Origin of the sequence: Paenibacillus sp. M-152 (assembly GCF_003856555.1) — a bacterium.
Classification (GTDB): Bacteria; Bacillota; Bacilli; order Paenibacillales; family Paenibacillaceae; genus Paenibacillus; species Paenibacillus polymyxa_C.
In genome coordinates this window covers 2,348,211-2,373,232 of the sequence record NZ_CP034141.1, presented here as the reverse complement: position 1 = coordinate 2,373,232, position 25,022 = coordinate 2,348,211, and the positions used below count along the sequence as shown (strand labels likewise).

Genomic DNA, 25,022 nt, shown 5'->3' with positions numbered 1-25,022 from the left:
CCCCCTTAGATGATGTGCTAGCCCTTAACCGAGCCAATCATTAGCCCTTTGACAAAATATTTTTGCAGGAATGGGTATACCAGCACAATCGGCAAAGTCGTTATGACCATCGTCGCCAGCTTGATCGATTGTGAAGTAACGGACTGGGCGACAATCCCGGGTGCGGCAGACATCATTTGATTAGAGCTGGATTGGGCAACAACCCGGTACAAATACGTCTGAATCGGCTGAAGATCCGTATTATTGATATAGATCATTCCTGTAAAATAATCGTTCCACTGGTACACCCCATGAAACAAGGCAATTGTCGCTACTACTGGCATGGATACAGGAAGCACAATCCGGCAAAAGATGCCGAAATCGTTGGCTCCGTCTATTTTCGCCGCTTCCTCCAGTGCATCCGGCAGTTCCCGAAAAAAAGCCATAAAAATAATAAGGTCGAAAAAGCTGAACATCGCAGGAATAATGTACACCCAAAAGCTGTCCAGTAGCCCGAGATCACGAATCAGCAAATACGTTGGAATCAAGCCCCCACCAAAAAACAGGGTAATGGTGCCGATCAGCATATACAGCTTGCGCCCGATCAGCTCTCTACGGGAATATGCATATGCAATCATGGCGGTAAAAAACACATGCACAATCGTGCCGATTAGCGTCTTGGCGACCGTTACTCCCATCGCAGTCATAATGCCGCTGTTGGCAAATACAGCCTGATAGCTGCTGAGACTAAAGAGTCTCGGCCACCAGTAAATGCCGCCTCGCATTGCGTCTGCCCCTTCGTTAAAGGAGTTCACCAGCACATACCACACGGGATATAACGTTACAAAACAAATGACCAGCATAAAAACGTTGTTAAATAAATCGAATATCGCTTCGCCTGCTGTTCTGCGTCGCAATAGCTGCATACATCCGTCCTCCTTCAAAATAGAGAGGTATTATTCATCCGTTTGGTTACAGAATTGGCTATCAGCAGCAAAATGAGAGCAAGAACCGATTTCAGCAATCCTACCGCAGTAGAATACGAAAAACGTCCCTGCTGAATGCCCACTTGATATACATAAATATCAACTACATTACTTGCACTTTCATTCAGCGAGTTACGCAGGACAAGAATTTGATCAAAGTTAGAGTTCAATATGCCGCTGACCGCTAGAATAAACAAAATGGATATTGTGCCCTTGATCGCAGGAAGTGTGACATACCACATTTTCTGAAACCGTCCTGCTCCATCAATGGTGGCCGCTTCGTACATGTCCGTAGATACGCCCGCCATTGCTGCCAAATAAATAATGGCTGACCATCCAAGCTCCTTCCAAATATCCGAGCTGACGACGATAGTCCAAAAATAGCCCGGCTCCGCTAAATAACTAATCGGCTGGTCGATCCAGCCCCAAGCTAGTAACAGTTGATTGATCAATCCGGTATCTGCCAGCCACGTGGTTAAAATCCCGCCAAGAATGACCCATGATAGAAAGTGAGGAAGATACGAAATGGTCTGAATGGATTTTTTGAACCGCGTAGACCGGATTTCATTCAGAAACAGAGCAAATACAATAGGTAACGGGAACCCGATCGCCAGCTTAAGCAGGCTAATGCCCAGTGTATTTTTGACAATATACCAGAAGTTATCATCCTCCAAGAAGGCACGAAAATGCTCTAACCCCGCCCATGGTGCGCTTGATATAGTACCAATAATGTCAAAATGTTTGAAAGCAATCAAAATGCCGTACATCGGAATGTAATGGAAAATAATCATCCATACCACTCCAAGTAGTGCCATGGTCTGCAAATGTTTTTGCCCCCCCCATCTGCGGGCTAGTGACGTCCATCTCCCCGATCGAACCGATGGCTGTGGTTGTGGTTGTGGTTGTGGTTGTGGTTGTGGTTGTGGTTGTGGATTTTTCCATCCTGTACTCATACAGAAGACCTCCCTTCTCTATAATGTAAGCACTTACATTTATTATTTTAGGGGCTTTTGCTTCTAATGAGTAGTACTTGATTTTTTGATTTTGGTGTCTAAAGTTCAGGTGGAGATAGGACAATACGTAAAAAGTTCCTTCCAGACTTTGGATTTTCTATATCTATTAATTTACAAAAAAGACTATCAGATGGTACGATAAGACTATATGGAATTCCAATCATTACCTATGACCTAGATCAGGAGGACTAAGAATGGAAGAATTGGTTCGTTCGATTCAGAAACAGGTTCGGATAAAAAGGTTTGCCTGCTGGGCAGGACTCATCATGTTTGGCCTGTGTACTTTAGTTGGCATTGCAGCTGAGGAATGGTTTATGGCGCTCCTGGGACTCGCAATGACAGTCTTATCAATCTATGGATTAACCATGATGCGTGGTATGACGAAGTTTAATAAAGAATATCAACCGGGAAAGGGATACGGTTATTATCGCCGTACTGCACAGCAAAAGCTGCGTTATTTGACTTGGGGACAATGGATACTCGGCGCCTTTATCGTCCTGATGTTCTTTGTATATCACGTCCGTCCTAGTGCTTTTCTTATAGCTATCTTGGGGATCTTGACCATTCAGTTCAGTATCAAAAAACGAATTAAAAATCATCAGGAGCCTAACGTCACAGAGTTGGATGAGTTTGTACGAATGGGGATTGTTTCTCCGCATGAACAGACTATTGGAGTGTATAAAGATTTCCTGCACCTTAGCCATACGTTTCAGGGCAACCAAATTGTTATCGTTACAGACAAACGGCTGATATCTGTGTTTGTAGAGGAACAAGGACGTGCGCTGAAAACGGAAATGCTGCTATCGAGTATAAACAAAATACGTGCAATCGGTACGGGTTTTCAGGGTCAAGGTTTATTGCTGTCTGTAAGCAACCGTGACCATAACGAGCTTCACATTCATATGGTCGGGAAAAGTATTTACTTTTCGCCAGAGCAATTCGTGGGCTCCTTGCTACGGGCACTGGACGCAGCGTTAAAGATTGGATCATACAGTACGGAAGAAACATTCCCCGTTTACCAACAGACAAGGATTTCATTGCATCCATTAGAACAAAGTTTGTTGCACAAGCCTACCACTGCCTAAATATTCCTCGCAAAAAAAACCAATAGCAAGCAAGCCCTGATCTTAATGAGCTTACTTGCTATTGGGTTAATTAAAACAACTAATTTTCTACCATTTTCCCTTATTAATGATTGGCTCCATGATAAAACACAGTGATGAGATCATGACTAGTAACAAACACCAGCAAACTAAACAGACTGAGCGATAGCGGCCGTGAAATCAATTTTTTCATCCTTTAACACTCCTTTTAGAATCGTTATATATTGGTCTTGCTGTGTTGCTGTAGCTTGGGATCTGAAAATCTCAAATATAGCAGTACATTTTCTAAACTCATGCTCATGTTCCATACCTAGGGTATCGGACAGCTTGAGAGATTGCAGAATATAGCCCAACGCAACCGTAAACTGTCGCAGCTTTATATAATAAAGAGCCAGCTGATAGCAGAAGCGAAAATAATAGGATACATTCACAGGCTCTTCAAAATATTTGAAATCTTCAATTTGTTCGGCAAATGATTCAAGCACACGCTCCAAAGGATAGTCGTGTCTGGCTGCTCCCTCAACAATGGAAAGAAGCCCCGGTAACAGTTCTTCTGGATTGTCACGAAGAAATTGAACGTATTCCTGCAATACCTCGGAACGACCCGATAAAATATCAAGAGCATATAAATTGGCTCTTGCAGCATGGCGATAATATTCCACTTCTGCTTCTCCATACGGATCGAGACCATTAAACCAGCCCAACTCTGCATATTTTTCAATGCAATCTCGAGCGGCCTCATACTTGCCTTGTTTTTGGAAGGCCGTGCCTTTCATAAGATGACTGTAGCCGTAGTAGTAGACTAACGGCCGTTTGGTATGTATGGGTTGTATAGGTTTCTTGCACGCTTTGTAGAGCTGCAACTCCTGATACTTCTGGTTGACATGGGAATACAGCTGATCGCATAAAGCGATCATATTGGTACCATCCATAAATGAAAAGGACAGCTTAATCATGTTAACAAGTGTGTCTAGATCTGTGATGTCGGAGTGAACAAGATCATCCACCCTCCCCACCTCCTTGTCCGACTTTTGTACTCATCAAACAAAACATGATCTATATTCCAACTAAAAATAACTTAATTACGTATTTATTACGTAATTAAGTTATATCATAAAATCAGACATGTGGCAAGGAAATTATAATATATTCCAATTTTCAAAATGTGGATGCCTATAAAGCATTCATTTGTTCAGTTCCATATGAAGCAAAGGGAATGCCCGGCCTGATCCATCCAGCGCAGATCGTCCTGTTGGTACAAAGCCGTAATGTCTGTAGAAAGCATGCGCCTTCTTGTTTTGCTCATTCACATCCACTTTGAGGTGCGTCCCTTTTATTTTTTCAGCATGCTGGATGAGTCGGCTGCCTGTGCCCTGTCCGTGCCATTCAGGGTCGACAAATAGCATTTCTATTTTCTGCCTGTCCAGCCCGATAAACCCTATCGGCTCCTGAAGTACCGTACACTCCATCCAAACTTCAAGTTCTCTTAAAGCGCCGTTACTTATGATGTGATGGTAAAATTGAATGTCTTCTTCAGACAAAAATGTGTGCGTTTGGCGTACTGCCCGATGCCAAATATCTACGAGTTGATCATGATTTTCTTCCTGATAAGCAATAATTTTATGTTGCACTGTATTTCCCCCTTATGCGAATATCCATATAGCATATTTGCAGTAAGTTTAACAGCGTATTTAGAAGTATTCAAACACAAAAAAGGAAGCGGATCCATCCGCCTCCTTTAGGTTACAACCCCTTTACAACGTAACGCCATTTTTGAAAATAGCAAGCTCCCTGAAATTGTTTTTCTCATTATTCACCCAGGTTCCGCTGGCTACATCGATAATGTAATCGACAAAGTTGCGTAGCGCCTCTTCCATACTGACATCCTCCACCAGTGAACCAGCGTTATAGTCAATCCAGTGAGGTTTAGCCTTATATAACGGCGAGTTGGTCGACACCTTCATCGTCGGAACGAAGGAGCCAAAAGGCGTGCCACGCCCGGTTGTGAATATGACGAGCTGACAGCCCGCTGCAGCAAGAGCTGAAGAAGCAACCAGATCATTCCCCGGCGCACTGAGCAGATTAAGTCCCTTGGTCTTGAGACGCTCCCCGTACTGAATGACATCGGTGACCGTGGAAGACCCGGATTTTTGCGTACAGCCCAGTGATTTATCCTCCAGTGTCGTGATGCCCCCTGCTTTATTGCCTGGTGACGGATTTTCGTATACTGGCTGCTTATAATCCAGAAAATATTGTTTAAAATCGTTAATCAAATGTACGATCTTATCAAATACTTGCTCATCGGCAGCGCGTTCCATTAAAATCGTCTCCGCGCCGAACATTTCGGGCACCTCCGTCAGTACGGTCGTTCCACCCTGTGCTGCCATATAATCCGACAGACGCCCAAGCAGTGGATTGGCAGTAATACCCGACAGGCCGTCAGATCCACCGCATTTCAAGCCGATGTTCAGCTCAGACAAAGGTACAGGCTCCCGTCGATCTTCTTGCACGGCCGCAAATATTTCATGGAGCAGCTTTACCCCTTCCTCCACTTCATCCGACACCTCCTGGGAAAGCAAAAACTTCACCCGCTCCGAGTCGTATTCACCGATGGCTTCTTTGAATTCTTTCATTTCATTGTTCTCACAGCCCAAACCAAGTACCAGAACGCCACCCGCGTTTGCGTGTTTCACGGCATCAATCAAAATCGTGCGCGTATGTGCATGGTCGTCGCCCAATTGAGAGCATCCATAGTTATGCTTGAGCACAAGTGCATTTTCAAAAGGTGAGATATCTCCCACTTCCTGCTTAAAACGATTTAAAATGAGTTCGGCAATTCCATTCACACAGCCGACCGTCGGCACAATCCACAACTCATTGCGAATCCCTACACGACCGTCCTTTCGCCGAAATCCTTGGAACGTCCGACTCTCCTGTTCATATATATGAGGAGCTGGCTTAGGCTTATAAGTATATTCCTCCACACCTGTCAGATTCGTTTTCGTATTATGCGTATGCACATGCTGACCTGCCTGAATGGGCTGAATGGCATGACCGATGGGATATCCGTATTTCAGGACATGCCCACCTTCAGGTATGTCCTGTAGCGCAATTTTGTGCCCACGCGCTACATCCTCGGCCAGCTCCACGCATTGTTCTTTTTGTGCTCCCCATGCCAGCGTTTCTCCCTGCTTGTAATCACGCAAAGCGACAGCCACGTTATCTTGATTATGAATTTGAATGAATTCCAGCATTCCAGTCTCCTCCTTGCTTATGCTCCGGGTACGCTGTTCCCGGTTAGAGAATCGAGCGTCTCCTTCATTCCTCTGCTTGTAATTTCATACACGTGCTGCGCTGTTTGTTCAGCCAGCCCTTCGACCTGATTCAGATCTTGCCCCCACCATGTCTGTTTGCTGAGTACCTGCTCAGTCAATTGCTTCGCTCCGGCGAGAGTTCCGTCATACGTACTCCACAGTTCGCCAAATGTGCTCAATACTTCCGCTTCGTCTGCCAATGCAATCGACTCGCCATTTCTGTCTCCCCGGTAGAATACGAGTAAGGACGCCAGCGAAAATACGATTTTGGCAGGCAACGCCTTGTGCTGTGCCACATACTGGAGCAAGGATGGCAAGTTCCGTGTCTTGAACTTGGACACCGAATTCAATGCGATGCTCATGACATAATGACTTACATAGGGATTACGGAACCGTTCAATCACATCGTCGGCATATACATTCAATTCCGCTGCTGGCGAGTCCAGTGTCGGAATAATTTCCTCTCGAATCAACGACTGGATATATTCGCCCATAACATCATGCTCGACCGCTTGCCCTACCGTATCCAGGCCATATAAATAGGCTACAGGTGTAAGCGCCGTATGTGCCCCATTCAAAATGCGCACCTTTCGTGTACGATATGGTGCCATATCATCGACAATCAGTACATTCAATCCGGCCAAATAAGCAGGTAATTCTTCTTTAAGCCACTGTGGCCCTTCAATAACCCATAAATGATACTGTTCGCCCACAACAACCAAATCGTCCTTGTAACCCAATTCCGCTTGGATTTCATGAATCCGGTCTTTGGGATAACCAGGTACAATCCGATCCACCAAACTGTTGCAGAACGTATTTGCTTCCTCTATCCATGCAATAAACTCAGCCCCAAGCTCCCATTGGTTCGCATATTTCAGCACGATTTCCTTGAGAGCGTCTCCATTACGGTCGATGAGTTCGCACGGAATAATGACCAGTCCCTTGCTTTGATCGCCCTCAAAAAAATGAAAGCGCTTGTACAGAAAGGCGGTCAGCTTGCCTGGAAAGCTTTTTTGCGGGCGATCTTCCAATTGATCCTCAGGTGCATAAGCGATTCCTGCTTCCGTCGTGTTCGAAACAATAAAGCGCAGTTCTGGCTTTTGGGATAACGCTTCATACTCCAAAAATTCGGGACCGTAAGGATTAATTCCACGGGTGACACACTCCACAACGGTATGCTCCTTCATGGCCTGCCCATCCTTAATTCCTTCAAGGATAACCGTATAAAGACCATCCTGCACGTTAAGTTTCTCCACAAGACCTCCTGGCTGCGGTTGTACAATCACAACCCCTGTATTCCATTCTGCCAGCTTATTCATTTTGTCAAATTGCCAGTCTACAAAAGCACGCAGGAAGTTCCCTTCCCCGAATTGTAGTACCCTCTCGGGATGCGGTTCTGTAACGATAAAGCTTTTTCTGTTTAATTGGTCTAATTCATCTACTTGTTTCATCCGGAGTAGCCTCCCACTAGTACCATAATGATTTCATCGTTATTTTATCATAATGCACACGTTAACAAAATAGTTTTATCAATATTTTTAGTTTTAAAAAATAATAATGACAATAGTATGAACACGTTAACATACACGTTTATATAAAAATCTGCAAGTATATTGTCCTTCATGTGTTGTTTCGCACCTGTTCCAAGGCGGTTAAGGCTAACTATTACCCTCTCCCGAGACCTTGTTCATATATACATTTCAGCAGAATAGACGCAAGAAAGCACGGGTAGGATAACACTACTTACTAGGCAGGAGGAGCATCTATGAAGACAATCGCAGATACTATTGTACAAGTTTTGGTCAATGCAGGGGTCAAGCGGATCTATGGCATCGTTGGAGATTCATTAAATAATATGGTTGATTCCATTCGCAGCAATGGTCAAATTGAATGGATTCATGTAAGGCACGAAGAAGTGGCTGCCTTTGCAGCCGGAGCAGATGCTAATCTTAGTGGCAGTATTGCCGTATGTGCCGGTAGTAGCGGCCCCGGAAATCTGCATCTGATTAACGGTTTATATGATTGCCACCGTAATCGGGTGCCTGTACTCGCTATTGCGGCTCATATTCCAAGTGATGAAATCGGAAGTGAATATTTTCAGGCTACGCACCCCGAGCATCTTTTTGGAGAATGCAGTCACTTTTGTGAGGTAATTACGACACCGCGTCAAATTCCAAGAACAGTGACCATGGCTATTCAGGAGGCAGTTTCACGTTCAGGTGTTTCCGTCATTGTTCTTCCCGGTGATGTAGCAGCTTTGGAAGCGGAAAAGGTGCCCACCCCTGAACATGTCTATCACCCCACAGCACCTGTCGTCCATCCGTCCGCTTCTGAAATTTCCCGGCTGGCCGAATATTTGAATAACGGTAAACGAATTACGCTGCTATGTGGCGCTGGATGTGCTCAATCTCACGACTTGCTTATGCAGCTGTGTGACAAGCTAAAATCTCCCATGGTATCCGCTCTGCGAGGCAAGGAATATCTGGAATATGACAACCCTTATTATGCTGGATTGACGGGACTGATCGGGTATTCTTCCGGGTACCATGCCTTGATGGATTGTGACGTTCTGCTCATGCTTGGAACAGACTTTCCTTATAGACAATTTTATCCTGAAGATGCGATTGTCCTACAGGTAGAAATAGAGCCGTCCCATCTCGGCAGACGCACTCCGTTGACGTATGGTTTATGCGGAGATGTAAAAGCAACGTTGGAAATGCTGCTTCCTCATTTAACGTCAGAGCATGATTCCAGGCATTTGGAAAAAACCGTCTCTCATTATGCCAAGGTACGCCAGGAGCTGGACGATCTGGCGGTTGGTAAGCCAGGTCATATGCCGATCCATCCGCAATATCTCGCCAAAGTTATCAGTGATACCGCCGAGGAAAATGTTATTTTCACTTGTGATGTCGGTACTCCCACAGTATGGGCAGCGCGTTATTTACAAATGAACGGTCAGCGCAGACTTCTCGGTTCCTTCAATCATGGTACGATGGCAAATGCACTGCCGCAGGCAATCGGTGCGCAGGCCACTGAGCCTGACCGACAGGTGATTGCCCTCTCAGGCGATGGAGGACTTACGATGCTGATGGGCGACCTGCTCACCCTAAAACAGCATCAATTGCCTGTAAAAGTTATTGTTTTCAACAATGGCGCTCTTGGCTTTGTCGAGTTGGAAATGAAAGCAGCCGGATTTCTGGAAAACGGGACTGAACTGGTTAACCCTGATTTTGGTGCTGTAGCGCAAGCCATGGGACTCAAGGGCATTCGGGTTGAAGATCCTACGATGCTGGAGGATGCCATTCAGCAAGCATTGGCTCATGACGGCCCTGTTGTGGTAGATGTGGTGGTGAACCGTCAGGAGCTGTCCATGCCACCTAAAATTAATCTTAAGCAAGCAGAGGGCTTTACACTGTGGATGATGAAAGCCGTGCTGAACGGACGCGGAGACGAGATTGTTGAACTGGCTAAAACCAATCTCTTTCGTTAAATACATGACGAAGCAGTGCTCATTTTAACAAAAAAGAGGCAGGAACAGGGGACTGACCCCCGTTTGTGAGACAGGGATCAAAACACCTTCCAAGTTTAAGCAGCCAGTTGTCGGAAATGAACCGGCGACTGGTTGTTTAGTTTTGTTTGAATGCGAATTGAGTTATAGTAAAGGATGTACTCTCGAACGGTCTGCTCGACGATTGCCGTCGTCGTACAGGTTAAACCTTCGAGGTAGAACGTTTCAGACTTTAGTGTGGAATGAAACGATTCGATGGGGGCATTATCAGCAGGCGTTCCCTTACGGGACATGCTCATGGTAATGCCTTTTCCTTTTACAGCTTCCTGGTAGGCCAAGGATGTGTAGACGCTGCCTTGATCGCTATGAAGTATTGCACCTGGTAGAGATGGCAACTGACGAAGGGTATCGAGCACAAATGCGGTATCCTGCTTGTCAGCTATACTGTATGCCACAATCTCTCCGTTAAACAAGTCTAAAATACTCGACAGATACAACATTCTTCCTCCAAATGGCAAATACGTAATGTCCGTTACAAGTTTTTGCATAGGCGTATCTGCTTCAAACTGTCGCTTTAGCAGATGCTCCGCGATATGAATGGGTTGCCCAGTAGGTTTCCGTTTCTTCGCTTTGACACGACATTGCAGCCCTTCACGCTGCATAATCCGTTGCACGCGTTTGTGGTTTACCATATACTCCCTCCGAAGCAAGGCGGTGATTTTCCGGTATCCATAACGATATTTATGCTGGATACAGAGTTCGCGGATTTTCTCTACCAAGTGATCCTCAAGTTTGCTCGCATACTCCGCCTTCCAGCGATAGTACGTGGCGCGAGGGATTCCTATCCATGCACAAGCTTGCTTCACACTCACTTCCCCTCGGATCGACTCTATCCACTCCATTACGATCTTTGACGATACCTCCTCTCCAGTACGCTGTACTTTTTTAGCAACTCTAGTTGTTGTCTCAAAAACCTGTTCTCAGCCTGGACCTTCTCTAATTCCGAAGTGTATTCGGGCCCTTTACCGTAGCTGTATTGTTTACCTACAGGCTGCTCTAAACGGTTCTGCTCGCCATTACGGTACCATCTCATCCAAGTTTCCACTTGTGTCTTGTTTCGTATGTTTAATTGCTCCATGATTTCTTTGACCGGTATACCAGCAATTCTCATTTCAATCGCCTTCATTTTAACTTCTAATGGATAACTGACTCTTGTTGCCAACGAAAAAACACCTCCAAGGTTGTCTCCATATCTTACGACATGGTTGCATTCTCTTGAAGGTGTTTTGATTTGTCTCACGTTAAGGGGTCAGTCCCCAGTGCTTGAGCATTGTTCCTGCCTCTTTTACATAATAAAACTCAGCGTGGTCTGTCTGCCGTCGATTTCCGCTTCATGAGCGCGGTTTCCATAAATATAAGCTCGCCCTCATTGGACGGTGACTGAATTCGTTCCAGAATGCAAGCGGCTCCGCGCTCGCTAATCTGCTCAATCGGTCTTTTGACCGTCGTTAATGGTGGAGTCGTATACATCGAGAAACCAATATCGTCAAAACCAATGACAGAGATATCCTCTGGTACTTTCAAGCCGTTTTCAAATACCGCATTCATCGCACCAATAGCCATATCATCGTTAGAGCAAAACACCGCTGTCGGTGGTTCTTTCAAGGCAAGCAGCTGCTTCATTGCCAGACTTCCGCTTTCAGTATCATAGTGACCCTGCACGATATATTCGTGTCGGATTGGCTTACCACGATCAATTAATGCATTCATGAAACCCTCGCGGCGTTGCTGGGTCGATTTGAAGCCTTCTACCCCCTCGATGATCGCAATGCGTTCATGCCCGCTTTCAATGAGAAAGGAAACAGCTTCATAGGAGCCTTCCTTATCATTAGAAATCACATTTACAATCCCGGCCCCGGACACCTGCCGGTTCAGTACAACTAGCGGGATGCCTTGACCTAGTACATGATAAATAAAAGGGTTGTCCGCTTCGCTTTGGCTCATCAGAATGATGCCATCAAAACGCTTGCGATGAATAGCAGAAAAATCAGCGTAATCGTCAATTCCTCGCACAAACAGATTGTAATCCACCCCGATGACGTTATTAACTCCACGGATGGTATCCGCAAAAAAGCTGGAGCTGGTGCCTTCAGAAATACTGGTGAAAAACAGGCCGATCGTATGCGAGCGCTGGAGAACCAGGCTTTTAGCATTGTAATTTGGAATGTAATTGAGTTGCTCTGCCAACTCCATAATTTTGCGTTTCGTATCTTCTTTAATCAGCGGGCTGTTATTGAGCGCCCGGGAGACGGTTGTATGGGAAACATTAGCCAGTTTGGCAATGTCTTTAATAGTAGCTGCCATATACGTATCCTTTCCTTAGTGAGGCTCTAAAAAAATTATATACCCACCATACCACAGGAGCCGCCCGGAAAAGAAGACTTTCACAAATTATACGCGGTTGTCCGCATGTCGACGCTGTAATTCTTGAACCATTTCTGCATGTCTGCTGTCCGTCAGCTTGTACATTTTACCGATTACCAGCATGGCCAAAGCCAAGGCAACAGCCGGATAAAGACAAAGCAAGGCTTTGATTCCAAGCAGCGTTCCAGAGGATTGAACCACATTCGGTACATACCCGACAAGCGCCAGTCCAATACCCGATAGAAAGCCAGACAAGGATTGAGCCAATTTACGTGAAAAGTTAAATAAGGAGTAGGTAATCCCTTCCTTGCGCTCCCCGGATGACCATTCGCCGTAATCAATAATATCGGACACAAATGCCCAGGTAACCCCGTTGGGAATACTAATACCAATGAACGAAATACTCGCCAGAATTGTGAAAATATATACGTTGGAAGGCATCAAAAAGTTAATGGAATCGGCTATGACGCTTACCAGCATTCCCAAGATGGCTGTTTTTCGTTTACCAAAGCGCCGCACCAGTTTGGGCAGGAACAATACACCCAGCAGTGACGAACCGATAATAATAAAATTCATATACGCCATTAATTCTACATGCCCCAAATTATATTCGGCAAAATAGATCAACAGTGCGGACTTGATATTGTAAGCGGAAATGGTGAAAATCGTCATTAAAACGAGTACCAACAAGGGTTTATTATTCGTAAAGGTATGCACAATTACGCCTAAAGATAGCTTCTCTTTTGGCCCGGACTGGCTAATGATACGTTCTTTCGTTCCACGGTAACATATGATGAAAGCGATCACACCAATGAATGACATAATCCCCATGACCACCGGATAGCCGACATGATGGTTAGGAAACAATAAAATTAGCGGCATGACCACGACACTGGTTACGAACAATGCGCCTAGTGATCCCGCCTGACGGAAAGATGACAACGAAGCACGTTGCTGAGTATCCTGCGTAATGGCAGCACCCAGCGAGCCGTATGGAATATTAACAATAGAGTAGCCGATCCCCCAGATCATATAGGACGCGTAGGCGTAAATGAGTTTGCCTGTGGGTGAAATATTCGGCGAAATAAAGGTAAGAATCGTAAGAATTGCAAGGATAACGCTTCCAACGATAAGAAAAGGTCTAAATTTTCCACGTGTACCGATATGTTTGCGATAATCAACAAAGGACCCGACAATAGGATCACAGACGGCGGCAAACAGCTTGCTGACCAAGAAAATGCCTGCGGCGGCTCCAGCAGAGACCCCTGCTACATCCGTAAAAAATTTCAGCAAATACAGCTGCCCCAAATCAAACATGAATCCGTTTCCAAAGTCACCCATACCATACGAAATCTTTTCTTTCAGGCTAATATGCTCACCTGTCTTGTTGTCAGTTTGGACGCTCTCCTGCACGATAGGCACTCCCATACCTACACACTCCTCTATACTTGTAATTATTTTCACATATTCATTGATATCTACTTTGTTTTTCAATGGCTCTTGCCGGGAGTTTGGTACAAGCTCCTAGCAAGAGCTCCTTTTCTCTGAAGTTAGTGAGTTCTCACTTTAGAGAGTAGCATCACTTACTATGAACAACCGTTGGGAAGTTAAAATATTGCTCGGCGTTATTGTAACAAATATTTTGTACCATGGCTCCGAGCAGTTCCAGATCCTCAGGGGCCTTGCCTTCCTGAACCCACGTTCCGATTAAATCGCAAAGGATACGGCGGAAATATTCATGACGTGTGTAGGATAGAAAGCTGCGGGAATCCGTCAGCATGCCAATAAAGCGGGACAGCACTCCGTAATTAGCCAGCAGCTTCATCTGCTCCTGCATGCCTTCGATATGGTCGTTAAACCACCATGCGGTACCAAACTGGATTTTCCCTACTGTACCGCCGGATTGGAAACTGCCTGCGAGACTTGCCAATACTGGATAGTCAACCGAATTAAGCGAATACAAAATGGTTCTCGGCAATCCTCCTGCCAGTTCCTGTGCGTCCAGCAATGCTGCCAGTGGACGAGCGAGGGAGCCATCATTTACAGCATCATAGCCTGTATCCGGTCCCAATCGACGGAACATCGCAGTGTTGTTGTTACGCAGCGCATGAATATGGTACTGCATCGCCCAGCCGTGTTCTGCATACTGTTTGCCAAGGAAGACCAGAACGTACGACTTATATTTCGCCTCTTCCAAAGGAGTCACATGGCCTTCCTCCAGCGCCTTGCTAAATATGGCTGCTGCTTCCTCCGGTGTTGTTTCTTCAAAAACTACAGTATCCAGCGCATGATCAGATACCCGACCTCCGGCAGCATGAAAATGGCGCACCCGGCTTGCCAGCGCATTCAAAAATCCTTCAAACCCGGAAACATCCAATCCGCTGACTTCACACAATCGAGCCACCCATGGCTGGAAGGTTTCACGATTAATTTCCAAAGCTTTGTCGGGGCGGAAACTTGGCAACACAGCTACTGGGAAATCGGTCAGCTTGCTAATTTGTTTGTGGTATTCGAGATGGTCGGTCGGATCATCCGTGGTGCACACCACAGTTACCTTTGAGTTCACAATCAAATCACGTGCCCCATAGCCCGGTCCTTGCAGCTTTTGGTTTACCTTTTCCCAGATCACAGGTGCGTTCTGTTCATTCAGCAACTCATAGACACCAAAAAAGCGTTGAAGCTCCAAATGCGTCCAATGGTACAGCGGGTTACCGATCAATGTAGGAACAGTTTTGGCCCAAGCCAGAAACTTGTCATAATCTTCACCATCACCCGTGATCAATCGCTCCTCGACCCCATTGGCCCGCATAAGTCTCCACTTGTAATGATCACCGTACAACCAAGCTTCCGTAATATTCTTGAATTTTTTATTTTCATAAATTTCTTGTGGACTTAAATGACAATGATAGTCAATAATCGGCATATCCTTGGCATACTGATGATACAAGGTTTCAGCCGTTGGATTGCTCAACAAAAAGTTTTCGTCTAAAAACGTTTTGGTCATTACTTTCTCATCCCTTCTATAATCATGTTTCTTAGCTATTTGTTAACGTTAACAAAAATGCCCGAGACACTACTTTCCTTTTAACAATTACATTGTCCATAGCAGTAAGAAATCCATATGATTTGTACAGGGCAATACAGCTATAAAATGATACCTGTACATCATGTCATACTGGTTTACTTCACCTTAAATTTAATGTTTACGTTAACAACAATTACATTGTAACCGCTATCCTTTGTAGAGGAAAGTGATTTTTATCATGTGAGCGGATAAAAATGATCTCCCCCCTTTGGGGAGATCTGTTCTTAACCCTTCTCGATAACCGAAACCACAAAAAAATTCCACAAATTTTAATTTCCGCGATAAATCAAACTTTGAAAACGTTTTATATGATTTTCTTCTTTTTTCTGAAAATTTCTTTCTTGAAAATACCAGTTATTGTATTATAATTGCAATATACATCCATTGATTTACATTGAAAGTATTTCATTAATTTATTTCACAGACGAAGAAGAAGAGGTGGTAGCATTGAGTACAAAAGTGCAAGCTGTTGAAACTAAAACTATATCCGATACAAAAGGAGCCGACCTTGTTGTCGATTGCTTGATCAAGCAAGGGGTTACCCATATTTTTGGCATTCCAGGTGCCAAAATCGATTCTGTTTTTGATGTTCTTCAAGATCGGGGGCCCGAATTGATTGTATGTCGTCATGAACAAAATGCCGCCTTTATGGCAGCGGCGGTCGGTCGATTAACCGGTAAACCAGGCGTATGCATTGTTACCTCAGGTCCAGGCGCGTCTAACTTGGCGACAGGACTTGTCACCGCGAATGCAGAAAGTGATCCTGTCGTCGCCATTGCGGGTGCAGTCCCAAGATCCGAACGCTTGAAACGCACACATCAATCTATGGATAATGCCGGACTATTCGAACCCATCACCAAATACAGTGTTGAAGTAGAACACCCCGATAATGTACCCGAAGCAATTGCTAATGCATTTCGGATTGCGACCTCAGCCCAGCCTGGAGCCACATTTGTCAGCCTGCCGCAGGACGTGTTGACTTCGTCATCCGAAGTAACAGCCATTGAGAAGGTTTCCCTTCCCCAACTTGGAACCGCCCCTGCCGCGCTCATCAAACAAGTCGCAGACCAAATCAGAAAAGCTAAGCTGCCCGTACTTCTTCTCGGTATGAAAGCCAGCACGCCTGAAGCCACCGCAGCTATCCGTGCTCTTATTCGAGATACAGATCTGCCTGTTGTCGAAACCTTCCAGGCCGCTGGAGCCATCTCCCGTGAACTGGAAGACCACTATTTTGGAAGAGTGGGGCTGTTCCAAAATCAACCGGGTGATATGCTTCTTGGAGCCGCAGATTTGGTACTGACGATTGGCTATGATCCTATCGAATACGACCCAAAAAACTGGAACATTCCGGCAAACCGAACACTCATTCATCTGGATGACCATCAAGCCGATATTGATCATGATTATCAACCAGACTACGAATTAATCGGGAACATAGGCCTGATTGTGAGTGGCCTCGCAGAAGAGTTACCTACCTTAAAGCTACCTAAATCCTCCTGCGACCAATTGAATCGTCTACGCCATGATCTGAACGAGCAAGCTGCTGTTCCAGCCCACAAGCATGATTTTCTGATTCATCCATTGCAATTTATTCGCACACTTCGCAGCCTGATTGATGATAACGTCACAGTCACCTGTGATGTCGGTTCACACTACATTTGGATGGCACGTTATTTCCGTTCGTATGAACCGCGGCGCCTGCTGTTCAGCAACGGAATGCAGACATTGGGCGTAGCACTGCCTTGGGGGATTGCTGCTACACTCGTCAATCCTGGTCAAAAAGTCGTTTCTATTTCTGGAGACGGAGGTTTCCTTTTTTCATCCATGGAGCTGGAAACCGCTGTACGCCTTAACTCTCCGCTTGTGCATATTGTATGGAGAGATGGTACCTATGACATGGTTGCCTTTCAACAGCAGATTAAATACGGCAGAACGTCTGGCGTAAAATTTGGAGATGTCGATGTTGTCAAATATGCAGAAAGTTTTGGGGCTACCGGATTACGCGTGCACTCTCCTGAAGAACTGGAAAGCGTATTGCAGCAGGCACTTCTTACGGATGGTCCTGTGGTCGTTGATATCCCGATTGACTATCAGGATAATGTCCAATTGGGACGCAAGCTGCTGCCAAACCAATTAAACTAGTCTTGACTACGGATCACTCGTGGCGGCTTTATGACAATTAGGAAGTTTGAGGTTTTTTTAATGATTTTTTTGAGTTATTTATGTTATTTACTGAAATTTTACGTTTATTATTGAAAAAGAACAAAAATAAATGCATACAATTATAATAAGGAAGTGTATTGCCATGACCGTTGCAGAACTGGAAACCAAGCAAGAAACTGATCATGATATTTACCAAACGTCCACCATGCTTGCTTTATTAGATGGTCTTTATGACGGAGTTGTTGCCTTTGAGGAGCTGCAAAAGCACGGGGATTTTGGACTCGGTACCTTTGATCAACTGAATGGCGAGATGATCGCGTTCGATGGTGAATTTTATCACTTGCTTCCAGACGGTACGGCCCATCGCGTAAAACCGGAAGAAACCACTCCGTTTTCCACCGTCACCTTTTTCCGCGAAGATTTCACATATACTGTTGATCATCCCATGCACCGTGAAGAGCTGGAAGCTCTGCTGCTAAAGCTGTTTCCAAGCCGGAATCTGTTCTATGCATTCCGTATGGATGGCACTTTTCGTGAAGTAAAGACACGTACCGTGCCTCATCAAGTGAAGCCTTACAAACCTTTTATCGAAGCAACCAAGTCACAGCCTACCTTTACTTTTAATGACGCTTCTGGCGTGATCACAGGCTTTTGGACACCTGCTTATGCCCAAGGGATTGGAGTAGCCGGATTTCATCTCCATTTTATCAATGATGAACGCACTGGAGGCGGGCATGTTTTTGATTTTGTTGTCGACAAGTGCACAATTCGCATTTGCCAAAAATCCAATCTACATCTTGTGCTACCCGATACACCGGATTACTTGACCGCCAACCTGTCCAGAGAAAACCTGGAGAAAGAAATCGCTGTTACTGAGGGTGCGCAATAATTGCAGCATAGCTCATCCAGAAACGGTCCTATAGCTAGACAATAAATAGCAAACGATCACAGTCAGATAAAGAGGCTTCATGCTCTCTGACTGTGATCTTTTTATGTAGGAAACGCATATACACAATGCACTTATGCCCTCGCTCCGGCCTACTTATTCCTCGATCTGGTCCAACTTATCAGCATAATATTGAATTGCACGGGAGTACTCCTGCATGGATATGTCAGCAGTCGTTTCAGCTAACTCCATGAGCAGCCCCTCCATGGCCTTCCCGTATTCTCCCAGATTATATAACACCATAGCGTAAAATACCCGAAACGGTCTGTAGTCCGAAAATTCGTTTATCCCGGTTTCCAGCCACGCTTTGGCTTTGTGGTATTCTCCCAGTACACGATATGTACTGCTTAATCCCAGGATGGCTCCTCTCCTGGATTCTGCGGATAGTGCCATACCTAGACTTTTTTCATAAAAGGGAACCGCCTCCCTCTCTAAGCCCAATGAGTCATGCGTCCAGGCTGTCTGATACCATAGCTCCGCATCTTTAGGCTCCTGCTCCAGCGCCTCTAATAGAAGCTTACGCGCTTCCTTGGCCTGTCCTGTATGTCTTAGCTGGCTGGCTTTTTCAATCATATGATCCATGCTAATTCCCCACTTTTTATTCTATACTATTTCCTTAAAATACATGTTACCCGACATATGAATGCGATGTAAATGGAGGTGTGCCGCACAAAAAGACTCTCCGCTTAGGAGAGTCGCTATAATCCGTTGTTACGACTTATTTAACCTTCAATGATTCTGTACTCAATATTCCCGCTACGCGTTGCGTGTCGAAAATACGGGAAAGCTCCTCCACTGCTGTCAAGTACAGCAGTCCGTTGCCCTCAAGCTTAGGAGAATTGCCGAGTGGAATCGTGCGTTTGATGAGTTGGGCGTATAATTCCGGTTCGGTGAGTTCACGCTCAAAGCTTGCATTTGCCAGCTGCTTAATCAACGCCAATGCACCTGCTACGTGCGGAGTAGCCATCGAAGTTCCGCTAAAGGTCGCATATTTTCCGCCCGGAACGGTGGACAAAATATCTTCTCCTGGTGCAACCAAATCCACCTCATTATTAGAATTACTGAATTCTGAGGCATGTCTGTCAAAGTTGATAGCACCTACGCTGATTACTTCATTGTAGCAGCCGGGGTAGCCGAGCTCGTCCGTTCTATCGTCACCGTCTCCTTCATTTCCAGCTGCACAGATGACCAGGATTTGGCTGGCTACAGCCTTTTTTACTGCTTCATGAAGTTCAGGCACATCCTCAGGGCCGCCAAGCGACATCGAGATGATGTCTGCCTTTTGCTCAATCGCATAATAGATACCTTGGATAATCCAGTCATATTGACCGGAACCCTGCTTGTTTAGCACTTTGATGATGAGCAAATCCGCCTCCGGGGCGACACCTACGACACCATCCTCATTTTCCGCTGCCGCAATGGTTCCTGCCACATGTGTACCGTGACCGTTGTAATCCTTGAAAATTTCCGGATCACCTTCATCATCATCCGTGAAATTGCGGCCACCAATAATGCGCGCCTTCAGATCCAGATGGTCCGAATCACAGCCCGTGTCCAGCACCGCTACCTTTACTCCTCGGCCTCGAGTCTGGTTCCATACCGCAGGAGCCTGGATCAGCTCCACCCCTCGCGGTATTTCATTCACTTGTTGCTCCTGCTTGATCACTTGGTAAGGAATGATATGCACTTTACGTTCCATCTTATTCCCTCCTTCATGGATTCAATCGGAAACCATCCGTCTTTGAAACTTTGAAAACCTCTACTGTGTTCGATGTTACTATATTCTAGCAATTTTTGAAAAGTTTGAACATCCCAATTTTCTTATTTTTGCAAAAAAATACAGACATCAACCAATTCAATTGGAAAATGTCTGCTCTAGTATCTCTATGAGCTTTATGCTGATTCCGCTTGTAACTCAGCCTTTGATAACAGCGATTTGTGTTGCCATTTCCGGCCTTTCCAGCGTAAATAGTGAAAAATACCTCGTACCCATTCATCGCATGCATGTGCAATCCACACACCCAGTACACCATATCCCATATGAATGCCTAGCACATATGCTAACGGAATTTTAATCCCCCACATTGAAATGATGGCCATCATTAACGGGAACTGAACATCTCCTGCTGCTCGCAAGGAGTTAATGACCACGTGGTTAAACACACGGCCCGGCTCTAGCAATATACAGAACAACAAAATCGCTGCCCCTAATTGAATGATCGCTGGCTCATCCGTAAAGATTGCCATCACTTCATATCGGAAAAAGGATACAGCCACGATCACAGCAATCGTAATGACTAGTGACCATTTCAGGCTACGTAAAAGTTGATGATATGCTTTTTCCTTGTCTCCAGCTCCAATCAGGCGAGCCACAATAATTTCGGTTCCCTCGCCGACGGCCATTCCAAATACCATAAAAAAATACACAATCGTATTCGTATAGAAGTGAGTTGCAATCGCTGTTGTACCCATAAAGCTGACAAATCGGGTCACCATCATTTGACTAAGCTGATAAGAAAGCCATTCCAGCCCGGCAGGAATACCAATTTTGAGGATCGCCACCAGCTTGCTCCATTGAAGCTGTACATAATATTGGATACGAATGGGCGCACTTACACGTTTGTACAGCAGGATAAAAATCCACACACATGCTACGACGCGGCTAATAACCGTTGAAATCGCTGCTCCCGCCACTCCCATTTGCGGCAGACCAAACCAGCCGTATATGAGCAATGCATTCCCCACAACATGCAATATATTCATGCCGATGCCTACGATCATCGTATCTTTGGTAAAACCATGCGAGCGAATGACCGGTCCTGCGGTTAGCATAAGGGCTTCCAGAAACAGCGAACCCCCTGCCAGCATCATATAGATTTCTGCATTTTCCTTGATTGTCGGAGTAATATGGTAGAAGGATAATAAAAAATCCCGGCTTACGATAAACATCAAACTTAGCGCCAGGCCAAATACCAGATTAAAGGTTAGTGCCGATGCGGTAACACGGCTTGCGTCCACATGCTTTTGCGCACCCAATAACTGAGCAATGATCACGCCTACTCCAAGACCAAGCAGATTGAAGAGTATAATCGTAAATTCAATCAACTGTCTGGATACACCGACAGCCGATACAACCTCATCTGAAACATGGCTCAGCATGAATGTATCCACGCTACCCATCAAAATATGAAACAGCATTTCTATGAAGATCGGCCAAGTAATTGCGAAAACCGTCATCGTTTTGACGGCCTGCGCTTGCTTGGAGCCACTTTCCTGCGACAATGACATACTTCTGTATTCCTCCACTCCCGTATGTAAAATCAAAATTTGCTCATCATTTTTTGATAACGCTTACTCATTCATAAAAAGTCATATGTTTTTTAGCATTTTTATAATATTCCAATCGATCCTGCAATTGTCCTGTGTGGAATTCGAACTTATGTCCATCTGGATCTGTAAAATAGACTGATCTTTTATCCTGTTCATTCCGCTCCCGTCCAGGCAAAATGGTGACATTAAGTGTTCTCAGCTTGTTAAGCATACTTTCAAAATCCGCTTCCGCTACCGAAAATGCAATATGCGTGTAGGAATGATGAATTTCATTTCTCGGAATATCCTCTTCCAGATTGAGAGCCAACCACATTCCTAGACAATCCAGATAAGCCAGCTTACGTCCTTTAACGAGTAGTTTTCCATCCAGTACATTCTGATAGAATTGTATAGACTTCTCCAAATTAGACACTGAAAAGCAAATGTGATTCCATCCTTGTATATTCATGCTTTCTATTCCTTTCAGCGAACCCTGTTCAGCCAGTAGTTCCACGCTTCTGTATATTGGCCTAAATCTCCCGGATGATGGCGAATGCAGGTAGCTATCCGAAAGTATAATCCCTGTAGCACTTCCCTGTTCAGCTCATATTCCCCTGTCATCTCTGGCCTAAGCATCTCTACCGCTGGCAAAATGGTATCGACGGTCAGCCTATCCGGTGAAGAACAAAAGGCGTATATCAAATCATACAGAGGCTCTCCCACTACTGGATCAGGATCAATAATACCTGTCAATGTACCATTTTCGGTAAACACAAAATTATGTACTCCGAAATCGCCATGAAGCAAATATTTAAGATTCCGTTGCGGCGATCCGGCCACAAGAGTATGGACGAACCGATGATTCTCTGGGGGTAAAACGTCTTGTATAATCTTTTCGGATTCTTTTGTTCTGTGAAGCAGAAAATCTCTCCATTCCACAAACGGATGATCCGAATAACCATACTCGCGTTCTTCTCCAAGGGATTTGTAGTGTGCAATGACTTCTGTCGCCAGACTGAGCAGCAAATCACCCTTATTTCCTTCACTATATTGCCTAGTGAATCCTGGCTTGAACGCATATACCAAATAACGATGTAGGGAATCTACATAAATCACTCGAGATAGCTTCTCAATCTGTGCATAGGTAAGTAAAAATTCTGCCTCGGCTTTTACAATCGCGGGATCATTTTGTTTAATTACATATCGTGGTCTGGTACCGTCCATAACAACAACCACTTCACTCGAAGTTCCGCCAGTCAGCGGTTTGAGATTTTGCATACGGCTTTCAAGCACGCCTGCTTCATAAAGCTCATTCAGGATGAGTTGAATGTCCATGTAAAACCTCCCTATGCATCTGATCCATAAATAATGCGGCTGGCGCTTCGGATTGCTGATCTAGCCCACCTGTTCGCCAGCCGTTCTTTCCCTAAAAATAGATTTTTTCATGCTCCGCATAGATTTCAAGCGCCCGCTCCATCTTATGGACATAGGTCTCATCCTGACTGGTGCATAGAAAAGTGACGTGTCCCTCCTGCGGTTGACCCACTTTTACCGGTGATGCCAGCAAATTACGCTCGGACAGCACCTGTTTCAAGCGTTTGACCGTTCCGTGGCTCCCATCAATGAGCTGAATATGAGAAGGCAGCAGTTCTCTCAAAATTTCCTTATAGAATGGATAATGTGTACATCCCAATACGACCGTACCATAAATATCTAGGTTAAACGAAGACAGCTTATGGTTAAAATAATTGAACAATTCTGTTCGGTCAAAATTCAACTGTTCGCAATATTGTACTAGCTCCGGCAAAGGCAGTGAGTCCACACTTCCATGATCGTCAACTCTGGATACCAGTGCTGCATAACCAGATTGTTTTAAAGTCAACGGTGTCGCCAGCACCAGAACTCTTTTACCATTGGCACGGTTCATCTCGACCGCTGGTTTCACTGCTGGTTCCATTCCGATAATCGGAAATTTATATTCCTTCCTTAGCTCTGCCACCGCGATACTTGTAGCCGTATTGCAGGCAATCACCAATGCCTTAATATCCTCTTTTAGAATCGTTTGTACCGAAGCCTTGACATAACCAAGCACCTCTTGGGGTGTTTTCGTTCCGTAAGGAACATGAAGCGTATCCGCCATGTAAACAAAATTTTCGTTTGGCAAACGTCTTAGCGCCTCAGACAATACTGTAATTCCACCCAATCCCGAATCAAAAAAACCTATCTTCAAGCTACTCACCTTTTTTCGTTCAACTATGGTGTTATATCTTGCTGGCACCATGTTCATTTCCTTCTTCGCCTATCCAAGCATTCTCTTCATTAGACTTTACATTTAAATTTTACCGCAAAAATGATATTTTGCAAAAGAAACACGCAAATTTTACAGTGTAAAAAATAAAGTAGCTGTCCAAAGTAAATTTAATATAGAAGTGTTGACAGATATTATCTTTATATTGTAATATTACGTGGTAACTTACTAACTAAACTTACTTATTCAACTTACTTAGGGGGAAATAAAATCATGTCTAAAGTATTATTTGTCAAAGCTAATGATCGTACAGCTGAAGAATCCGCAACAGTTAAATTGTATAACGCATTCGTGGAAAGCTACAAGTCTTCTCACCCATCTGATGAAATCACTGAGCTGGACCTGTTCTCCGTCGAACTTCCTTATCTGAACGCTAACATGATCAACGGTACGTTCAAATCCGCAAGAGGCATGGAGCTGAATGCAGAAGAAGCTCGCCTGGCAAACATCGCTAATGGTTACCTGGATCAATTCTTGGCAGCAGACAAAGTCGTATTTGCTTTCCCACTCTGGAATATGACTATTCCAGCTGTACTGCACACATACATTGACTACCTGAACCAAGCTGGTAAAACATTCAAATACACTGCTGAAGGTCCTGTAGGTCTTGTAACTGACACTAAAGTAGCCCTGTTGAATGCAAGAGGCGGCGTTTATTCCGAAGGGCCTGCTGCTGCTGCTGAAATGTCTTTGAACTTCATGAGTAACATCTTAACCTTCTTCGGCGTAAAAGACATCGTGAAGGTTGTACTGGAAGGACATAACCAAGCTCCTGACCAAGCACAAGAGATCGTTGCTTCTGCCGTACAACGTGCAGTAGACGCAGCAAAATCGTTCTAATTATATATATGATGAGAAGAGGATATCCGCACCCTTTATGGGAT

At 44.9% G+C, this 25,022-nt stretch carries 21 protein-coding genes; 5 read left to right on the top strand and 16 right to left on the bottom strand.

The features are described 5' to 3' along the window. Window positions 1–17: 17 nt before the first annotated feature. Entirely contained in the window at window positions 18–905 is an 888-nt protein-coding gene (locus EGM68_RS10935; protein ID WP_013370871.1) for a carbohydrate ABC transporter permease, read from the bottom strand. A 14-nt stretch (window positions 906–919) separates the two neighbouring features. Further along, window positions 920–1,918, bottom strand: a complete 999-nt coding sequence (locus EGM68_RS10930) for an ABC transporter permease (RefSeq protein WP_129549146.1) — start codon at window positions 1,916–1,918, stop codon at window positions 920–922. Window positions 1,919–2,172: 254 nt separating this feature from the next. Between EGM68_RS10930 and EGM68_RS10925 the strand changes: the two genes are divergently transcribed. Continuing rightward, complete coding sequence (locus EGM68_RS10925; protein ID WP_129549145.1) at window positions 2,173–3,063, top strand: hypothetical protein; 891 nt, start codon at window positions 2,173–2,175, stop codon at window positions 3,061–3,063. A gap of 167 nt (window positions 3,064–3,230) precedes the next feature. On the opposite strand, the gene EGM68_RS10920 is transcribed toward EGM68_RS10925, so the two are convergent. From EGM68_RS10920 to EGM68_RS10905, 4 genes are all read right to left on the bottom strand, one after another. Next, entirely contained in the window at window positions 3,231–4,088 is an 858-nt protein-coding gene (locus tag EGM68_RS10920) for a DNA-binding protein (protein ID WP_129549144.1), read from the bottom strand. A gap of 177 nt (window positions 4,089–4,265) precedes the next feature. Next, entirely contained in the window at window positions 4,266–4,712 is a 447-nt protein-coding gene (locus EGM68_RS10915; RefSeq protein ID WP_129549143.1) for a GNAT family N-acetyltransferase, read from the bottom strand. A 123-nt stretch (window positions 4,713–4,835) separates the two neighbouring features. Next, window positions 4,836–6,335 carry a UxaA family hydrolase gene (locus EGM68_RS10910; protein WP_064963274.1) on the bottom strand — a complete coding sequence of 500 codons (1,500 nt, stop codon included), beginning with the start codon at window positions 6,333–6,335 and terminating at the stop codon, window positions 4,836–4,838. Between the two features lie 17 nt (window positions 6,336–6,352). Then, window positions 6,353–7,846: a tagaturonate reductase gene (locus EGM68_RS10905; protein WP_129549142.1), complete on the bottom strand. Its 1,494-nt coding sequence runs from the start codon at window positions 7,844–7,846 to the stop codon at window positions 6,353–6,355. Window positions 7,847–8,160: 314 nt separating this feature from the next. Between EGM68_RS10905 and poxB the strand changes: the two genes are divergently transcribed. Next, window positions 8,161–9,885, top strand: coding sequence for a ubiquinone-dependent pyruvate dehydrogenase (gene poxB, locus EGM68_RS10900; RefSeq protein WP_129549141.1), 1,725 nt, complete (start codon window positions 8,161–8,163; stop codon window positions 9,883–9,885). Window positions 9,886–9,980: 95 nt separating this feature from the next. On the opposite strand, the gene EGM68_RS10895 is transcribed toward poxB, so the two are convergent. The 4 genes from EGM68_RS10895 to uxaC form a co-directional block, all read right to left on the bottom strand. After that, window positions 9,981–11,125, bottom strand: a protein-coding gene (locus tag EGM68_RS10895) for an IS3 family transposase (protein ID WP_090735917.1) whose coding sequence is annotated in 2 segments (ribosomal slippage) — window positions 9,981–10,852 and window positions 10,852–11,125 — 1,146 coding nt in all. Because the reading frame shifts where the segments join, the coding sequence is not laid out codon by codon here. Window positions 11,126–11,262: 137 nt separating this feature from the next. Continuing rightward, window positions 11,263–12,267, bottom strand: coding sequence for a LacI family DNA-binding transcriptional regulator (locus EGM68_RS10890; protein WP_025679019.1), 1,005 nt, complete (start codon window positions 12,265–12,267; stop codon window positions 11,263–11,265). Between the two features lie 87 nt (window positions 12,268–12,354). Next, a complete protein-coding gene (locus EGM68_RS10885; RefSeq protein ID WP_013370862.1) occupies window positions 12,355–13,755 on the bottom strand; it encodes a glycoside-pentoside-hexuronide (GPH):cation symporter in 1,401 nt (466 codons plus the stop codon). A gap of 151 nt (window positions 13,756–13,906) precedes the next feature. After that, entirely contained in the window at window positions 13,907–15,331 is a 1,425-nt protein-coding gene (uxaC, locus tag EGM68_RS10880) for a glucuronate isomerase (RefSeq protein WP_129549140.1), read from the bottom strand. A 519-nt stretch (window positions 15,332–15,850) separates the two neighbouring features. Here uxaC and alsS point away from each other — a divergent pair. Both alsS and budA read left to right on the top strand, forming a co-directional pair. Then, window positions 15,851–17,554, top strand: coding sequence for an acetolactate synthase AlsS (gene alsS / locus EGM68_RS10875; protein ID WP_172800005.1), 1,704 nt, complete (start codon window positions 15,851–15,853; stop codon window positions 17,552–17,554). A 163-nt stretch (window positions 17,555–17,717) separates the two neighbouring features. Beyond that, the gene (gene budA, locus EGM68_RS10870) at window positions 17,718–18,464 is read left to right on the top strand and encodes an acetolactate decarboxylase (protein WP_013370859.1); all 747 of its coding nucleotides are present in this window, start codon (window positions 17,718–17,720) and stop codon (window positions 18,462–18,464) included. Between the two features lie 153 nt (window positions 18,465–18,617). On the opposite strand, the gene EGM68_RS10865 is transcribed toward budA, so the two are convergent. The 6 genes from EGM68_RS10865 to murI form a co-directional block, all read right to left on the bottom strand. Further along, window positions 18,618–19,103 (bottom strand): tetratricopeptide repeat protein, encoded by a 486-nt coding sequence (locus tag EGM68_RS10865; protein WP_129549139.1) that lies wholly within the window; start codon window positions 19,101–19,103, stop codon window positions 18,618–18,620. Window positions 19,104–19,239: 136 nt separating this feature from the next. Continuing rightward, a complete protein-coding gene (locus EGM68_RS10860) occupies window positions 19,240–20,220 on the bottom strand; it encodes a S8 family peptidase (protein ID WP_129549138.1) in 981 nt (326 codons plus the stop codon). Window positions 20,221–20,414: 194 nt separating this feature from the next. Next, complete coding sequence (locus EGM68_RS10855) at window positions 20,415–21,809, bottom strand: MATE family efflux transporter (RefSeq protein ID WP_013370856.1); 1,395 nt, start codon at window positions 21,807–21,809, stop codon at window positions 20,415–20,417. A gap of 67 nt (window positions 21,810–21,876) precedes the next feature. Further along, entirely contained in the window at window positions 21,877–22,299 is a 423-nt protein-coding gene (gene fosB, locus EGM68_RS10850; protein WP_129549137.1) for a metallothiol transferase FosB, read from the bottom strand. Between the two features lie 14 nt (window positions 22,300–22,313). Beyond that, window positions 22,314–23,165, bottom strand: coding sequence for an aminoglycoside phosphotransferase family protein (locus EGM68_RS10845; protein WP_129549136.1), 852 nt, complete (start codon window positions 23,163–23,165; stop codon window positions 22,314–22,316). A gap of 91 nt (window positions 23,166–23,256) precedes the next feature. Then, window positions 23,257–24,111, bottom strand: coding sequence for a glutamate racemase (murI, locus tag EGM68_RS10840; protein WP_013370853.1), 855 nt, complete (start codon window positions 24,109–24,111; stop codon window positions 23,257–23,259). Between the two features lie 240 nt (window positions 24,112–24,351). On the opposite strand from murI, the gene EGM68_RS10835 reads away from it, so the two are divergent. Next, window positions 24,352–24,978, top strand: coding sequence for an FMN-dependent NADH-azoreductase (locus EGM68_RS10835; protein ID WP_016821060.1), 627 nt, complete (start codon window positions 24,352–24,354; stop codon window positions 24,976–24,978). Window positions 24,979–25,022 lie beyond the last annotated feature (44 nt).

Excerpts from the sequence above, each read along its gene's own strand:
- fosB (WP_129549137.1), bottom strand. The coding sequence starts at position 22,299 with ATGAATATACAAGGATGGAATCACATTTGCTTTTCAGTGTCTAATTTG.
- EGM68_RS10845 (WP_129549136.1), bottom strand. The coding sequence starts at position 23,165 with ATGGACATTCAACTCATCCTGAATGAGCTTTATGAAGCAGGCGTGCTT.
- EGM68_RS10935 (WP_013370871.1), bottom strand. The coding sequence starts at position 905 with ATGCAGCTATTGCGACGCAGAACAGCAGGCGAAGCGATATTCGATTTA.
- EGM68_RS10910 (WP_064963274.1), bottom strand. The coding sequence starts at position 6,335 with ATGCTGGAATTCATTCAAATTCATAATCAAGATAACGTGGCTGTCGCT.
- EGM68_RS10855 (WP_013370856.1), bottom strand. The coding sequence starts at position 21,809 with ATGTCATTGTCGCAGGAAAGTGGCTCCAAGCAAGCGCAGGCCGTCAAA.
- EGM68_RS10890 (WP_025679019.1), bottom strand. The coding sequence starts at position 12,267 with ATGGCAGCTACTATTAAAGACATTGCCAAACTGGCTAATGTTTCCCAT.
- EGM68_RS10835 (WP_016821060.1), top strand. The coding sequence starts at position 24,352 with ATGTCTAAAGTATTATTTGTCAAAGCTAATGATCGTACAGCTGAAGAA.
- murI (WP_013370853.1), bottom strand. The coding sequence starts at position 24,111 with ATGGTGCCAGCAAGATATAACACCATAGTTGAACGAAAAAAGGTGAGT.
- budA (WP_013370859.1), top strand. The coding sequence starts at position 17,718 with ATGACCGTTGCAGAACTGGAAACCAAGCAAGAAACTGATCATGATATT.
- EGM68_RS10905 (WP_129549142.1), bottom strand. The coding sequence starts at position 7,846 with ATGAAACAAGTAGATGAATTAGACCAATTAAACAGAAAAAGCTTTATC.
- EGM68_RS10865 (WP_129549139.1), bottom strand. The coding sequence starts at position 19,103 with ATGGATCATATGATTGAAAAAGCCAGCCAGCTAAGACATACAGGACAG.
- EGM68_RS10885 (WP_013370862.1), bottom strand. The coding sequence starts at position 13,755 with ATGGGAGTGCCTATCGTGCAGGAGAGCGTCCAAACTGACAACAAGACA.
- EGM68_RS10925 (WP_129549145.1), top strand. The coding sequence starts at position 2,173 with ATGGAAGAATTGGTTCGTTCGATTCAGAAACAGGTTCGGATAAAAAGG.
- uxaC (WP_129549140.1), bottom strand. The coding sequence starts at position 15,331 with ATGACCAAAACGTTTTTAGACGAAAACTTTTTGTTGAGCAATCCAACG.
- EGM68_RS10930 (WP_129549146.1), bottom strand. The coding sequence starts at position 1,918 with ATGAGTACAGGATGGAAAAATCCACAACCACAACCACAACCACAACCA.
- EGM68_RS10860 (WP_129549138.1), bottom strand. The coding sequence starts at position 20,220 with ATGGAACGTAAAGTGCATATCATTCCTTACCAAGTGATCAAGCAGGAG.
- poxB (WP_129549141.1), top strand. The coding sequence starts at position 8,161 with ATGAAGACAATCGCAGATACTATTGTACAAGTTTTGGTCAATGCAGGG.